This is a genomic window from Planctomycetota bacterium (assembly GCA_033763975.1).
Taxonomy (GTDB): Bacteria; Planctomycetota; Phycisphaerae; order Phycisphaerales; family UBA1924; genus RI-211.
The window spans coordinates 34,953-48,612 of sequence record JANRJM010000007.1 but is presented as its reverse complement, the minus strand read 5'-3'; the positions used below and the strand labels follow the sequence as shown (position 1 = coordinate 48,612).

Annotated in this window: 14 protein-coding genes; 4 read left to right on the top strand and 10 right to left on the bottom strand. The window is 71.7% G+C overall.

The window, feature by feature from the left end; translation table 11 throughout:
* Positions 1-100 precede the first annotated feature (100 nt).
* From SFY69_04475 to SFY69_04430, 10 genes are all read right to left on the bottom strand, one after another.
* Positions 101-679, bottom strand: a complete 579-nt coding sequence (locus SFY69_04475) for a hypothetical protein (GenBank protein MDX2131289.1) — start codon at positions 677-679, stop codon at positions 101-103.
* Between the two features lie 53 nt (positions 680-732).
* The gene (locus SFY69_04470; GenBank protein MDX2131288.1) at positions 733-4,038 is read right to left on the bottom strand and encodes an efflux RND transporter permease subunit; all 3,306 of its coding nucleotides are present in this window, start codon (positions 4,036-4,038) and stop codon (positions 733-735) included.
* A 22-nt stretch (positions 4,039-4,060) separates the two neighbouring features.
* Positions 4,061-5,530 (bottom strand): efflux RND transporter periplasmic adaptor subunit, encoded by a 1,470-nt coding sequence (locus SFY69_04465; protein MDX2131287.1) that lies wholly within the window; start codon positions 5,528-5,530, stop codon positions 4,061-4,063.
* A gap of 31 nt (positions 5,531-5,561) precedes the next feature.
* Positions 5,562-6,998: a TolC family protein gene (locus tag SFY69_04460; protein ID MDX2131286.1), complete on the bottom strand. Its 1,437-nt coding sequence runs from the start codon at positions 6,996-6,998 to the stop codon at positions 5,562-5,564.
* 178 nt (positions 6,999-7,176) lie between these two features.
* Positions 7,177-7,398: a hypothetical protein gene (locus SFY69_04455; GenBank protein MDX2131285.1), complete on the bottom strand. Its 222-nt coding sequence runs from the start codon at positions 7,396-7,398 to the stop codon at positions 7,177-7,179.
* Between the two features lie 195 nt (positions 7,399-7,593).
* Entirely contained in the window at positions 7,594-7,758 is a 165-nt protein-coding gene (locus tag SFY69_04450; GenBank protein ID MDX2131284.1) for a hypothetical protein, read from the bottom strand.
* A 369-nt stretch (positions 7,759-8,127) separates the two neighbouring features.
* Positions 8,128-9,282, bottom strand: coding sequence for a hypothetical protein (locus SFY69_04445; protein ID MDX2131283.1), 1,155 nt, complete (start codon positions 9,280-9,282; stop codon positions 8,128-8,130).
* A gap of 64 nt (positions 9,283-9,346) precedes the next feature.
* Positions 9,347-9,715 carry a carboxymuconolactone decarboxylase family protein gene (locus tag SFY69_04440; protein ID MDX2131282.1) on the bottom strand — a complete coding sequence of 123 codons (369 nt, stop codon included), beginning with the start codon at positions 9,713-9,715 and terminating at the stop codon, positions 9,347-9,349.
* A gap of 44 nt (positions 9,716-9,759) precedes the next feature.
* On the bottom strand, positions 9,760-10,395 hold the full coding sequence (locus SFY69_04435; protein ID MDX2131281.1) for a rhodanese-like domain-containing protein: 636 nt from the start codon (positions 10,393-10,395) through the stop codon (positions 9,760-9,762).
* Positions 10,396-10,468: 73 nt separating this feature from the next.
* Positions 10,469-10,660 (bottom strand): hypothetical protein, encoded by a 192-nt coding sequence (locus tag SFY69_04430; GenBank protein MDX2131280.1) that lies wholly within the window; start codon positions 10,658-10,660, stop codon positions 10,469-10,471.
* Between the two features lie 89 nt (positions 10,661-10,749).
* Between SFY69_04430 and SFY69_04425 the strand changes: the two genes are divergently transcribed.
* From SFY69_04425 to SFY69_04410, 4 genes are read left to right on the top strand one after another with little or no spacing between them, the layout of a single operon-like run.
* A complete protein-coding gene (locus SFY69_04425) occupies positions 10,750-11,130 on the top strand; it encodes a metalloregulator ArsR/SmtB family transcription factor (protein ID MDX2131279.1) in 381 nt (126 codons plus the stop codon).
* A 4-nt stretch (positions 11,131-11,134) separates the two neighbouring features.
* On the top strand, positions 11,135-11,671 hold the full coding sequence (locus SFY69_04420; protein ID MDX2131278.1) for an SRPBCC domain-containing protein: 537 nt from the start codon (positions 11,135-11,137) through the stop codon (positions 11,669-11,671).
* Positions 11,672-11,700: 29 nt separating this feature from the next.
* Positions 11,701-12,345 carry a TetR/AcrR family transcriptional regulator gene (locus tag SFY69_04415; protein MDX2131277.1) on the top strand — a complete coding sequence of 215 codons (645 nt, stop codon included), beginning with the start codon at positions 11,701-11,703 and terminating at the stop codon, positions 12,343-12,345.
* Positions 12,342-13,610 carry an efflux RND transporter periplasmic adaptor subunit gene (locus SFY69_04410; protein ID MDX2131276.1) on the top strand — a complete coding sequence of 423 codons (1,269 nt, stop codon included), beginning with the start codon at positions 12,342-12,344 and terminating at the stop codon, positions 13,608-13,610. The genes SFY69_04415 and SFY69_04410 overlap by 4 nt, the downstream gene beginning before the upstream one ends.
* The last annotated feature ends 50 nt before the right edge of the window (positions 13,611-13,660 follow it).

Sequence of the window (13,660 nt, the reverse complement as noted above, 5' to 3'; positions counted from 1 at the left end):
CACGGGACCAGCGTGTGCGCGCGGAGGGACGAGTCACTCGCGGGACGTGAACGGCCGCGCGTATGACGCGGGCGGGCGACGCACGATCGAACTCGGCGCCTCACACTTTCAGGTCGAAGCTCGAGACCGTAGTTGCACCCTTGTCGTCCTCGATCTCGACCCAGAGGCGGCTTTCGGCGGGGAGGGGGCTGGGCACCTCGGCGTGCGTGTGCCAGCGGCTGGGATCGGTGGGGTTCTCGACCTCGGCGCGGGCCTTCACGCTGCCCTTGGCGTCCTCGGTACCGATCCAGAAGCGGACGGCGGCGACCTTCGCCGTCGAGCCCGGCGCGGGCATGACGGTGACGTCGATGGGGGCGTCCTTGCCGGCGACGATCTCGCCCTGGTCGCGCGTGGCCTTGGCGTTGAACGCGCCGATGGTCTGCTCGCCGAGGGCGATGACCGAGCCGCCGTGGCCGGGGCCGCCGGCGGTTGGCGCGGGGTGCGAGGCGCCCGCGTTGTGATCGTGCCCGTGGTCGTCGGCGCTGTGATCGTGCCCGTGGTCGTCGGTGTTGTGATCGTGCCCGTGGTCGTCGGCGCTGGTGGTGGGCGTGGGCTTCTTCTCTTCGCAGCCGCCGGCGGACGCGAGCATCGTGAGCGGTGCGGCGGCGAGGGCGAGCGCGGCGAGTCGGTGCAGGGTCATGACGGTTCCTCTCGGGGTGATGGTACAAACTGTGCGAGCGGCGCCCGCGCGAATCAACGGCGGACGATGCCGAGCGCCCGGGCAACGCGCCCGAGCACGGAGGGTCTGGAAGTCGATCCCGCGGCGGCGTCGGCCGGGCGGGAAACGCCGTGGAGCAGTGCGTAGCCGGCGGGCACGACGATGAGATTGAGGAAGGTGGAGGTACTCAGGCCGCCGAGCACGACGACCGCGAGGGGTGCGAGCAGTTCGCTGCCGGGTTGGCCAGAGGCGAGGGCGAGGGGGAGCAGGCCCAGCGCGGCGGAAAGTGCGGTCATGAGGATGGGGACGAGCCGTTCCATGGAGCCCCGGACAATCGCGTCGACGATGGGCGTGCGGTCGACCTCGACAAGGTGGCGGTAGTGGTTGACGAGCAGGATGCCGTTGCGGACGGCGATGCCGAAGAGCGTGATGAAGCCGACGAGGCTGGCGATGGAGAGAACGGGGGCGTGGTACGTCGAGGGGCCCAGGCCCAGGAGCGCGAGTGAGTTGCGGACAAGCCCGGCGACGCCCCCGGCGTGCAGGACCGAGTCGGTGATGAAGATCGCCGCCACGCCCCCGATGGTCGCCAGCGGCAGGTTGACCATCACGAGCACGCCCACCCGCAGCGAGCCGGTCGAGAGTTGCAGCAGCATGAGCATGACGACGGCGATGCCCGCGCCGGCGATGAGCAGGGTGCGGCTCGCGGAGCGCTGCGCCTCGAACTGCCCGCCGAACTCGACGACGTAGCCTTCGCGATGCACGATGGGCTCGACGCGGGCCTTGACCTGCTCGACGAGGTCGCCCAGGTTGTACCCGTCGGCGACGTTGCAGGAGACGACGGCCTTTCGCTGGGCGTTCTCGCGCGCGATGATGTTGGGCGTGCGCTCGGGCCCGATGTCGGCGACATCCCGGAGGCGGACGGTCGGGCCGGGGCTGGCGTCGTCGCCCTCGCCGCGGAGCATGAGGTCGCGCACCTGATCGACGCGCTCGCGCTCGGAGGCGTCGAGCCGCACGACGAGCGCGTACCGGCGGAGCCCGTGATTCACGTCGGCGACCTCTTCGCCGTAGAGCGCCATCTGCACCTGCTCGGCGGCGGCGGCGGGCGTCAGACCCGCGGCGGCGAGGTCCTGATGGCGGTACCGGATGGGCAGGCTGGTGACGAGCACCTCGCGGTTGGCGGTCACGTCGCGGGCGCCGGGGATGGTCTTGAGCTCGGACTCGATCCGCCGGGCGAGAGATCGAAGCGTGGCCAGGTCTTCGCCGTAGACGTTGATCGCGATGGCCGCGGGCGTGCCCGAGAGAATGTGCGAGAGCCGGTGCTCGATGGGCTGGCCGATCTGGACGGTGACGCCCGGGACGGCCTGCGCGACGGCGGCGATTTGCGCTCGAACCTCGGTCTTGTCGGCGCCGGGGTCGAAGAGGATGTCCAGCTCGCTGTTGGAAACCGGTTCGGCGTGCTCGTCGCGCTCGGCACGCCCGGTGCGGCGGGTCACGCTGCGGACACCCTCGATCTGGATGATCCGGGCCTCGATGGCACGGGCCGAGCGGTCGCTCTCGGTCAGCGAGGTGCCCGGGGGCGATGACACGAAGACGGTGAACGAGCCCTCGTTGAACTCCGGGAGGAACGATGTTCCGAACGTGCGGGCCAGGAAGAGGGAAAGCACGGTGGCGCCCACCGCCGCACCGAGCACGATCCCGCGGTGCGCCAGTGACCAGCGCAGCGCGGGCTCGTAGCGGCGCTTGAGCCAGCGGACGAGGAATCCGTCTGGGTTGGTGCGGGCGGGGCCGCTCGCGTGCGGAGCGTCCGTCGCCCGCGCCGCACGCCTGGCGGGCCTGAGCAGCAGCTTGCACATCGCCGGCGTGACGGTGAGCGCCACCACGAGGGACGCCATGATCGACACGACGTACGTGATCGCCAGCGGCTTGAAGAAGCGGCCCTCCAGCCCGTCCAGGAACATGAGGGGGAGAAACACGATGCAGATGAGCACGGTCGCGTAGACGACCGACGAGCGGATCTCGTTGCTCGCGTCGAAGATCGTCTGCACGACGCCCTTGCGCTGGTCTTCGGGGAGCAGCGCGTTCTCCTCCAACCGGCGGTGCACGTTCTCGACATCGATGATCGCGTCGTCGACGAGCTCTCCGATCGCGACCGCCAGCCCGCCCAGCGTCATGACGTTCAGCGTGAGGCCCAGCCAGTCGAGCGTCAGGAGCGCCGCGGCGAGGGACAGGGGAAGCGCCGTCAGCGTGATGATCATCGTCCGCACGTTGAGGAGGAACAGGACGAGAATCACGCCGACGATGGCCGTCGCCTCCAGCAGCACCTTGATGACGTTGTTCACGGAGCGCTGGATGAAATGGCTCTGGCGGAAGACGTCCTTGTTGATGCGCACGCCCGGGGGGGCAGATTGCTCGATCTGGGCGAGGGCCTCGTCGATGCGCCGGGTGAGGGTGAGCGTGTTGGTGCCCGGGGCCTTCTGGACGGTCAGCACGACGGCGGGCACGCCCTGGTTGGCCGCGGTGCCGCGACGAGGGGCGCCCCCGAGCGTCACGTCGGCGACGTCGCCGATGGTGATCGGCAGGCCGTCCTTCATGACGACGCGCGTCGCGGCGATGTCGCGCACGCCTGTGACACGGGCGGCCTGGCGGACGGGGAGTTCGGCCCGGTCGACATCGGCGAGGTAGCCCGCGCTCGCGGTGCTGTGCGCGCCGCGGGCCGCCTCCACCACGTCCGCGACCGTGAGCCCGTGGAGGGCGAGGCGGTCCTGCCGCACGTTCACCTGGTACTCGGGCAGCTCGCCACCGATGGCGGCGACCTGCGAGACGCCGGGGATGGCCAGGAGCTTGTTGCGCAGGTCGAACTCGGCGTACGCGCGCAGGTCCAGGTCACTCACGCTCCCGTCGGGTGAGGAGACGGCCAGGAGCATGATCTCGCCGGTGATCGACGAGATGGGCGTCATGACGGGCTCCACGCCCGGGGGGAGCGAGCCGCGGACGCCGTCGAGGCGCTCGGCGACGAGCTGGCGGGCGCGGTAGATGTCGGTGCCCCAGTCGAACTCGACCCAGACGAGCGAGAGCGAGATGGCCGAGGCCGATCGGACGCGGCGCACACCGGGCAGCCCGTTCACCGCCGACTCGAGCGGGAACGTGACGTACTGCTCGACCTCATCGGCGGCCAGCCCGCCCGCCTCGGTGAGCACGACCACGGTGGGCGCGTTGAGTTCCGGAAAGACGTCTACCGGCAGGCGCGGCAGCCGGACGAGGGTGTACACGAGCATCGCCGCGGCGATGAGGATCACCAGCGAGGAGTGCTTGAGCGAGAAGGCGATGAGGTGCTTGAGCATGGTGAATGCCGCGGGGATGCGATCAGTCGTCGCCCTCGTGGAACGTGCCGTCCGGGTGGAAGTGCCCGCCCTTGGTGATGGAGCCGCTGGTGGCGACCATGAGCTGGTAGACGCCTTCGAGGACGATCTCGTTGTCCTCGGCGACGCCGCTCCTGATGACGACCCACCGACCGTCGTCGAGGCCGAGGTCGGCCTCCATGCGGATGGCCTTGTCGGGGTTGGCCGGATCGCGGCGGAAGATGATGGCCTTCGTGCCGTCGCGCGCAACGCAGCGCAGCGGGATTGCCAGTTCGTCGCGCGTGCCGGAGCCCGTGGGCCCGGTGACAACTTCGAGGAACGCGGCGACTCCGGCCCGCGCCCAGCCGGGAGGCTGCGTCGCAGGCCCGGGCGCGAGTACCACCTCGAGCGTGCGGCGTTCCGGATCTGCGGTCGGGGCGAGCGTGAGCGTGCCCGCGAAGGCGGGGGCGTCGACGGGCATCGACCCCTGTGCCGGCACCACCGTGGCGGGCTGGGCGTCGGCGAGTCGGAGGAGGTCGCTCTGCAGCGCCACGGCGCGGAAGCGGACGAGTTCGGGCTGTACGGTGGAGAGGACCGGCGCGTGCTGATCGACCACGCCGCCCGAGACCGCGTGCAGGGTTTCGACGACCCCGGGCGCGGGAGCGCGGACCTCGATCGCGGGAAGCGTCGCCCAGCGCGGGCGCGCTTCGGCGGGCAGAGAGGCGGGATCGGCGGCCTGGAGTGCGCCTACCGACAGGCCCGTCATCGTGGCGGCGGCCTGGAAGAGGAAGTCCAGGCGTGCGCGGGCCGCTTCCAGCGAGGCCGCGGCTTCGGTTCGCCGCGCCACGAGTTCGGCCTCCTTCTCGAGCGTCTCGGCCAGGTCAACTCGGATGGAGGCCAGCGCAGCGCGGGCCTGCGCGATCTCGTCCCCGCGCGCGCCGCCGGCCGCCCGCAGTTGTTCCAGGTTCGCGACCCGCGCCGTCCACAACTCCACCGCGCGCTCCACTTCCGCGTGGTGCTGCTCGTGCGCCGCGGACAGCGGCCCGATGCTGTCCGCGCCCGCCTGCGCAAGACGCAGCGCGGCGTGCGCGTCGGCGAGTTCACGCTGCGTCTGGCGCCAGTGCGGCGAGTCGATCCGGTACAGAACCGTGCCGGCCTTGATGACTTCGTACTGCCCCACGAGCAGTTCCACCGTGCCGGGCACGGCGGCGCGATGCTCCCGCCGGGCGTTCGGGAGCAGCTCGAAGCGGCCCGGCAGGCGCAGTGTGCGGGCGACGGCCCGGCGCTCGACCTTCGCGAAGGTGATGCCCAGGTTCTGGCGAACGGAAGCGGGGATGTCCACGTGGTTGGTGGGCGCAGCGGCGCCCGCCGGCGAGGCTGACGGCGCCGACGACGGGTCTGTGCCGCTATCGCACGCCGCCATCATCATCAGCAGCAGCATCAGCAGCAGCGGCAGGAACACGGCGGCGAGTCCGGGTAGGTTTCGTGTGCTCATGGTCGACTCGTGGGGTGTGCCGGGAGGGGCGTCAGTTGGAGGGAGCGGGGCGCGACTCGGAGGGCACGACTGACTCGGATCGGGGCTCGACGGGCGGGGGGCCGATGAGTTCGGCGACGCGGATGGCGCCGATCGCCTCCGCGGCGCGGGCGTCGATGAGTCGCACGCGCGCCGCATGCTGGGCCTGCAGCGAGGCGAGCAGCAGAAGCGTGTCCACCCGCCCCAGCGCGGCGACGCGGCGCGCATCCGCCTCCTGCTCATCGGCCAGCGGGACCACCGCCGACTCGACCCACTCGCGCTGGGCGCGCCCGGCGGCATGGCGCACGAGCGCGACGGCCAGGCGCGAGGCCAGGTGCTCGTACGTCGTCTCGAAGCGCGTGCGCGCCGACTCGCGCCGTGCCTCGGCCTCGGCCACGCCCTGGCGGTTGCGATTCCACAGAGGCACGGGCACCTGCAGGCCCAGCAGCACGCGGTCGTCGCCCTGGTCACGCCCGTAGCCGGGGCCCAGCACCAGATCGGGATATTGCTTTCGCACCTCCGTCCGGAGGGATGCTTCCGCCGCCTCGTACCGTGCGCGGACGCTGGCGAGCTCGGGGCTCGAGCGCTCGAGGGCGGTTCGGAGGCCGTCGTCGTCTTCGCCGCCGGAGAACGCGAACGCGACGGTCGGCACAAGATCAGCGGCCGCCCCGGGCGCCAGACCCATCATCGCGCGAAGTTGAATCTCCAGTTCGCGCGCCCGGGCATCGAGCGCGATCTGGTCGGCCTCGCGTGCCGCCAGTTCCACGCGGAACGCTCGGGCCTCCAGCCGCGTGAGCGATCCGGCACTCTCCTGCGCTTCGGCAAGGCCGGCGACCTCGCGGAGCGCGGTGACATACCGGGCGCCGACCTCTCGGCGCACGCTCGCCGCGGACCATTCGACCCACAGTTCGCGCAGGGCGGCACGGGTGGCCCACTCCAGAGCCGCGACCTCTTCGAGTTCGGCCGCGAGCTCGGCGCCGGCGCGGGCCTTCTCGGCGTCCAGGCGGCCCGAGATCGGCACAGTCAGCCCGAGCGTGCCCGCGACGACCCACGGGTTCGCGCCGCCGCCGTTGGCAACCACACGCTCCAAGTCCACCCCTAGGACGGGATCGTGCCACAGCCCGGCGTGGTCGGCGGTGGCGCGTATGACGCCCGCTTCCAGCCGCGCTCGCCGGAGGTCGGCGTTGAAGACGAGCGCGACGACCTCGCCCTCGCCGAGGGTCAGCCCATCGGCGGGATGGAACGTCGGATCATCCGGACGCCGGGCGAGCGAGGCGGCGAACTCGCGGACGCTGTTGTCCGAGGGCGAGCGGGCCAGCCACGCGGCGCGCGCGCCGTCGAGATCGAGCGGGCGGGGCTCGTACGTCCGGCATCCCGCGGCGACAAGCAACGCCCCGCCGCCCAGGGCGACGCGCACTCGGAACATGACCTGCGAAATGTGGAGCGGCATGGCTGCGACTGGGTTCCCCGGCCGATCGACTCGGCATCGCAAGGCCGGCGCCGGCGCGGGGGTGGAACCGTGTTCGTGAGAGACGGGTACGTCCGGTGATGCAAAGCCGCGGCGCACCAAGTGCGCGCGGAAAGGACCATTACGCCGCGCAGAACGCGCGGGCGGGCACGAACATCACCTAGATCAGGAAGGCGCGGCTCGTCCGCAGCAGGCGGTCGCACGCGCTGAGCGCGCACAGGTGGCGCGGAAGGCCGGCGCGAACGCCCCCCGGGTCGGCTTCGTCCGTGGCGGCTCGCCGATCGGGCACCATCATCCACGCGACGATGACCGCGATGTGCCCCACCACCGCCTCGAACGCGACAGACGCGCCGCGCGTCACCACCGGATCGTGGTCCGGCAATGTGATGAGCGTCCCGTCGTCCGGATGATCCGGCGACGGCGGGGTCCGGCCGTCTTCAGCCTGTCCGTCGACGTGAACGTCGCCGAAGTGGCAATGCCCGTGCGCGCGTTCCGGCGCGCCGCGCTGCCCGACGTCATGGCGGGCCCGGTGGCGAACACCCGCCGCGACCGCCCCATCGCGGGAAGTCGCCACGTGCTAGTGCCCGTCATGCCCGTGGTGGCTATGCGCCAGGATCGAATAGCCGCCGAACGTTCCCAGAATCAGCAGGGGCACGATGAGCAGCAGCGCCACCGCGCGGCGTAGCCACTCCACCCGTGCGGTGGTGCGCGGCCGTCGAGCATCGGCGGACGTCGTCGTCACTCGTGCGGAGGATATCCAACGGACCGTTCGCCGGGGCGCCTGTGCCCGAGGCGGAGGTCGGCCGGGCCGTCGGGGAGCGTGGTTCGGTGCGGTCCCAGCGGTCCTCGACGCGGCCGTAGGCATCAGAGACCGGCGGCATCGAAGGTGGTGAAAGCCGTGCCACCGCATCGGAGATTCGATGTCGGTGCTGCGGCACTACAGGGGCGCACTGACTTGCGAGGACGCAAGTCGTGACAGGGACAGCTTCATTTCGATGTCAATGCCACTTGCCGCGAGGGTACGAGCGTTCGACATCGGCGCAACTTGCCGTGCTACACATGCGGAGCGACGCCGAACTGCGGGCCACGGATACCCGCCTGGTCGCAAAGTTCACGCAGGCGGCTGTTTCCGCGGCTGGGCGGCGCTCGCGTCGGGGCGTGCCGTGTCGGGGCGTGCCGTGTCGGGGCGGGGCGCGGTCGGGGCGTTGCGACGGATGTAGTCCCGCGTCGTGCGCTCGAGTTGCGGGCTGGACATGCCGACGGCCTGGGCGGCCCGGATGGCGCGGTCCACATCGACGCCGAGGTCGATGGCCAGGTACGCCGCGAGCCCGGGGCCGACGCGGTTGCCGGTGCGGCAGTGCGGCGCGAGGACCAGGTCTTGCTCGGCCGCCCGCGCGTACTCGGCGCGTGCCGCCGCGAAGACGTCGTCGGTGAGTTCCGTGGCGTCCTTGAAGGGGATGTTGCAATACGTCGCGCCGGCGGCGGAGGCGGCGGCGGCCTCGTCGTACGCCGCGTGCTCGTCGTGCCGGCGGAAGTTGACGACGCGCCCGACGCCCTGCGCACGGAGCAGGGCGAGCTGCTCGGGCGTGGGCTGGCGAAGCAGGAAGCGGTGCGGCAGGCCGCCGATCGCGACCTCGTCGGGCGGGAGCGGCGCGCCGACCTGCAGGCGCGCGGTGGGTTCGCTCCCGATGGCGTGCCCGTGGCGTACGAACGCGCTCACGCCGATCGCGTGCGACCGCATGAGGGCGATGGTCTCCGGGTCGTCGCTCGACTCGACGATCTTGACGCCCGATTCGGTGGGCGTCACGACGAGCGTGACGCGCGCGTGATTCTGGAAGAGTTCCCTGAAGACCGGGTCCCAGATTCGGACGTTCGCGCCGACCTTCATCCGGGCCTGCATGGCCTTCGCGTGGTCGATGATGCGTGCCGCAACCTCGGGGTCGTCGCTCTCGGTGAGGGTCTCGACGACGCCCGTCTCGCCGTTCTGCGAGTGGCGGAGCACGCGCCGGATCTTCGCGTGGTCGGAGAGGAGCTGCTGCCAGACGTCGCGGTCGCGCGCCACGGTGTTTACGCCGGGGTACGGGTCATCGGCGGGCGGCGTGGCATGCATCGCGGAGGTTGCGCCGGTGCCCGGCGTTGAGGCCTTGCCCGCGCACGATGTCATCGCCAGCGCGGCGGCGAACCCCGCGCCGAGTGCCGCGGCGAGCGGGGCGGCGAGGGCCGCACGCACCGGTCGTCCGTCTTGCGTTTCACAGTCGAGCCGCATCGCAGTTCTCCTCGGGTTCAAACGTTCGCCCCACGCCGCGCACGGGCCCGGCGTTGATCGCGGGTCACCGCGCCGCGGCTTCCCAATGGCGGAGCGCGGCGGCGACGACCGGCACATATGTATACACCGGGCCGCCGCCCATCATCACGGCGACTCCCGCGGCGTCCATGACCTCGCGCGGCGTGGCCCCCGCCTTCAGACACTTCTCGACGTGGGCGTAGATGCACGGCTCGCACCGCGACGATACGCCGACGCCCAGCGCGACGAGTTCCTTGTGCTTGGCCGACAGCCCGCCTTCGGCGGCGGTGTCCTTCATGATCCCCTGAAAGAAGGGGGCGAAGGCCTTGCCGATGTCCCAGCCGCCGGGCATCGCCTTCATGGCGTTCATGGTGGCGGGCCAGGATTCATAGAACGAACTCGCGTCGTGATGCATGATGACCTCCGGGTGTTGCGGGGGCGGGTCGCCGTCGGCCAGGGTTAGCCGCACGTGCCGGTGGAGCACGATCCGCCGGTCTTGGCCCGATTCCAGGGCATTTTGCCGATCAGCGTGGCGAGGGCGCAGGTGCCGGTGGCGCCGGCGAATGTGAGGCCGGCCCCGAAGAAGGCGGGCAGCGCGACGAACCGAGGATCGACGAACCACGCGAGCGCGCTCCCGCCGAGCACGCCCACGCCGATCACCAACTGCACCTGGCGCATGACACTAATGCCCGAAACCCGCGAGTCGACCTCGACGGGCAGCGCGTCCTTCTTCCAGGCCTCGATCCCGCCCGTCATGTTCACGACCTGCACGCCCGACGCGGCCAGCGACGCCGCCAGGCGGCAGGCGTCCGCCGACCGTCGACCGCTGCGGCAGTGCACGACGAGCTTCTGTCCGGCGCGCACCATGGACGCGGCGTGGGCGGGATCGAACTTCGAGAGCGGCAGCAGCTTCGCACCGGCGATGCGCTCGCGGGCGTGCTCGTCGGCTTCTCGCACGTCCAGCAGCACGCACTCGCCCGATTGCAGCCAACGGCGCACTTCGCGAGGCTCGGCCTGCGCCGCGATGGCGGCGTCGGCGGGCACCGGCTGCAGTGCTCCGGTCGGGGCGGTTCGGCTGGCGCTTGTCATGGTCATCGTGTCCTCCTTCATCGTGTCGCTCTGGTGCGGCCCGCGGCCGCGCACCAGCGTGGGCGTTGCGTACGCCCCATCAGTTGAGAGTCGCCACGGCGCCGATGGGTTCCAAATGCAACACTGCCGGCGGGGCGAGGTCGGCGGCATCTGCGTCGGCGCTCGCGAGCACCCGTGGCGCCTGGCGAACCAGGATGAACCCGGCCATCGCCACCAGGAACACGGCAAAGATGCGCTTCAGAGTGCTCTGGCGGATGCGCGCGGCGAGCACGTTGCCGACGAGGCTGCCAGCGATTCCCCCGCGGACCCACGGCGGCAGTTCGGGGTTGACATATTCTTGAACGGGAATATGATCCGCCCATGCCCGCCTCGCCCGTGCAATCGCCCGAGCCCCCGCCCGCCGACGCGTTCGCGGCGATCGCCGAGCCTCGACGACGCCGGCTGATCGACCTGCTCGCGCGGCAGGGGCCAACGCCCGCGGGCGACCTCGTGGACGCGATGCAGATCCCGCAGCCCAGCGTGTCCAAGCACCTCGCGATCCTGCGGGAGGTCGGGCTCGTGCGGGTTGAGCGCCGCGGGCGCCAGCGCATCTACGAACTGAACGGCCCGGCGCTCAAGCCCGTGTACGACTGGGTCGCGGCGCTCGAGCAGCACTGGACCACGCACCTCGACCGCATCAAGCAGCGCGCGGAACGCCGGGCGAACCGGGCGAGCCGCGGATCCCCGCACACCAAGGAGTAGCCCGATGTCGACCCGCCCGACGAACGCCAGCGTCCCCCTCGCGCCCCACGCAACGCCCGCCAGCGTCGACGCCCCGCAGGAGCCGGTGCGCACGCTGCGCATCGAGCGACGCATCGAGATCGACGCGCCGCCCGAGGTGGTGTTCGATGCGATCCTGGAGGAGATGGGCCCGGGGAGCGTGCTGCCGGACGGGCGGTCGATGCAGATGCGGGTGGAGGCCTGGCCCGGCGGGCGGTGGTTCCGAGACCTGGGCGACGGGCGCGGGCACCTGTGGGGGCACGTGCAGGTGATCAAGCCCCCGACGCTGCTGGAGCTGTGCGGGCCCATGTTCATGTCGTACCCCGCGGCGAACTTCGTGCAGTACCGCGTGACGCAGGCCCCGGGGGGCGGATCGGTCCTGGAACTGGTGCACCGCGCGATGGGGCTGCTGCTCAGCGAGCACACCGAGGGCGTGGCGATGGGGTGGGAGCACGGGCTGGGGATGATCCGCTCGCGCGCCGAGCGGGCGGCGGGGGGTGGGCCGTCCGTCCGGACGGTTTGACTCCGACCGTCCGGACGGTACTCTTGGACATGGACCACCCGCCCGCCCTGCGCGACCGCATCCTCGACGCCGCCGAGACGGTCGTCGTGCGCCAGGGCATCGGCTCGGTGACGCTGGAGGCGGTGGCGGCGGAGGCGGGGATCAGCAAGGGCGGGCTGCTGCACCACTTTCCGAGCAAGGACCGGCTGATCGAGGGCATGGTGCAGCGCTGCGCCGAACACTGGCGCGCCTGCTCGCTGGAGGCGTACGAGCGCGTGCCGCCCGGGTCCGGGCGCATGGCCCGCGGGCTGCTCAGCCACCTGGCCGACGAGCAGGAGTGGAGCGAGCAGTGCCGCCAGAGTTCGTGCGCGGTGTTCGCGGCCCTTGCGCAGAACCCCAGCCTGATCGAGCCGATGCGCGCCGTCTCGGGCGAGATGCGCGAACGGCTGTCGCGGGACGGGCTGCCCCCGGGCGTGGGCGACGTGGTGATCGCCGCGCTCGACGGGCTCTGGCTGTGCCGCGTGCTCGGGCTGGCGCCCGTGGACGCCGCGCTCATGAAGCGCGTGCGCAAGGTGCTCGAGCCGCTGGTGCAGGGCGAGGGGTCGCGCACCGGCGCTTCCCCGGCGCGGCGCGGATCCCGCGCCCTGTCCACACGTGCCACGCAAGAGCGTTCGAAGCGAGGAGGGTCGAGATGAAGCGTGCGACTGTGGTGGGCATCGTGCTCGCGTGCGTGATCGTCGTGGCGGCGGGCGGGCTGCTCGTGATGTACACGTCCCGACCCGCGCCGGACGCGGGCCCGCCCGGCGGCGGGGAGGCCGCCTTCGAGCCGTTCGAGACCGTCCAGATCGTCGAAGCGCGCGAGGTCCCGTACCAGGAGACCGCCGACCTGGTCGGCACTGTCGTCGCGGTGCGCTCCGTGGTCGTGCGGAACGAACTCCCCGGCGTGGTGACGCACGTGGGGTTCCAGTCGGGCGACGTGGTGGAGGCGGGCGAGGAACTCCTGAAGCTCGACGACGCGACGGAACGGGCCGATCTCGAGGCGGCGATCGCCTCGGTGCGCGTCGCCGAGGCCAACGTCGCCACCACCGACACGCAGGTCGCGCTGGCGCAGCTGGAACTGCAGCGCCTGTCGGACGTGCAGTCGCGCGGGGCCGTCGCGGAGCTCGAGATCGACCGTGCCCGCTCGCGGCTCGACACCGTGCAGGCCGACCGCCTGCGCTGGCTGGCGGAGGTGGACCAGGCCAAGGCCCGGGCCGCCCAGGTGGAAGTGCGCCTCGCGAAGCTCACGATCCGGGCGCCCTTCCGCGCCCGCGCGGGCATGCGCTCGGTGCACGAGGGCCAGTACCTGGCCGAGGGGGTCGACGTGGTCGGCCTGCAGGAACTGACCGACACGATCTACCTCGACTTCGCGATCCCGCAGCAGTATTCCCCGCTCGTGACGCTGGGCACGTCGGTCATGGCGTCGGCCCCGCTGCTGGGCGACGAGCCGATCCGCATCGACGTGGTCGCGGTGGACGCGACCGTGAGCCGAGACACCCGCAACCTGCGCGTGCGCGCGGTGGTGGATAACTCGCGGGGCGTGCTGGTCCCCGGGATGTTCATCCAGGTGCGCGTGCCGATCGCGGCCCCGACGACGCGCGTCGTCGTGCCGTCCACCGCCATCCGTCGCGCGGCGCACGCAAACTCGGTGTTCGTCATCGGCCAGCCGTCCGCCGGGGGCGACACCCGAGCCGTGCAGCGGTATGTCACGCTCGGGGCGGCGATCGACGACTCCGTCATCGTGCTCGAGGGCGTCAAGCCGGGCGAACGCATCGCGGCGGACGGCTCGTTCAAGCTGCGCGACGGGGTGAAGGTCATGGTCGGCCCTCCCGCGGGTGGACCGGGTGGACCGGGCGGGCCGGGTGGACCGGGTGGACCGGGCGGTGAGGCTGGAACGGGCGGGGCCGTGGGCAGCCGCTAGGCGAGCAGTGCACGTCGACGAACGAACGCGAAGGCCACGCTGAGGGGCGT

Excerpts from the sequence above, each read along its gene's own strand:
- SFY69_04475 (MDX2131289.1), bottom strand. The coding sequence starts at position 679 with ATGACCCTGCACCGACTCGCCGCGCTCGCCCTCGCCGCCGCACCGCTC.
- SFY69_04470 (MDX2131288.1), bottom strand. The coding sequence starts at position 4,038 with ATGCTCAAGCACCTCATCGCCTTCTCGCTCAAGCACTCCTCGCTGGTG.
- SFY69_04465 (MDX2131287.1), bottom strand. The coding sequence starts at position 5,530 with ATGAGCACACGAAACCTACCCGGACTCGCCGCCGTGTTCCTGCCGCTG.
- SFY69_04460 (MDX2131286.1), bottom strand. The coding sequence starts at position 6,998 with ATGCCGCTCCACATTTCGCAGGTCATGTTCCGAGTGCGCGTCGCCCTG.
- SFY69_04445 (MDX2131283.1), bottom strand. The coding sequence starts at position 9,282 with ATGCGGCTCGACTGTGAAACGCAAGACGGACGACCGGTGCGTGCGGCC.
- SFY69_04440 (MDX2131282.1), bottom strand. The coding sequence starts at position 9,715 with ATGCATCACGACGCGAGTTCGTTCTATGAATCCTGGCCCGCCACCATG.
- SFY69_04435 (MDX2131281.1), bottom strand. The coding sequence starts at position 10,395 with ATGACCATGACAAGCGCCAGCCGAACCGCCCCGACCGGAGCACTGCAG.
- SFY69_04425 (MDX2131279.1), top strand. The coding sequence starts at position 10,750 with ATGCCCGCCTCGCCCGTGCAATCGCCCGAGCCCCCGCCCGCCGACGCG.
- SFY69_04420 (MDX2131278.1), top strand. The coding sequence starts at position 11,135 with ATGTCGACCCGCCCGACGAACGCCAGCGTCCCCCTCGCGCCCCACGCA.
- SFY69_04415 (MDX2131277.1), top strand. The coding sequence starts at position 11,701 with ATGGACCACCCGCCCGCCCTGCGCGACCGCATCCTCGACGCCGCCGAG.
- SFY69_04410 (MDX2131276.1), top strand. The coding sequence starts at position 12,342 with ATGAAGCGTGCGACTGTGGTGGGCATCGTGCTCGCGTGCGTGATCGTC.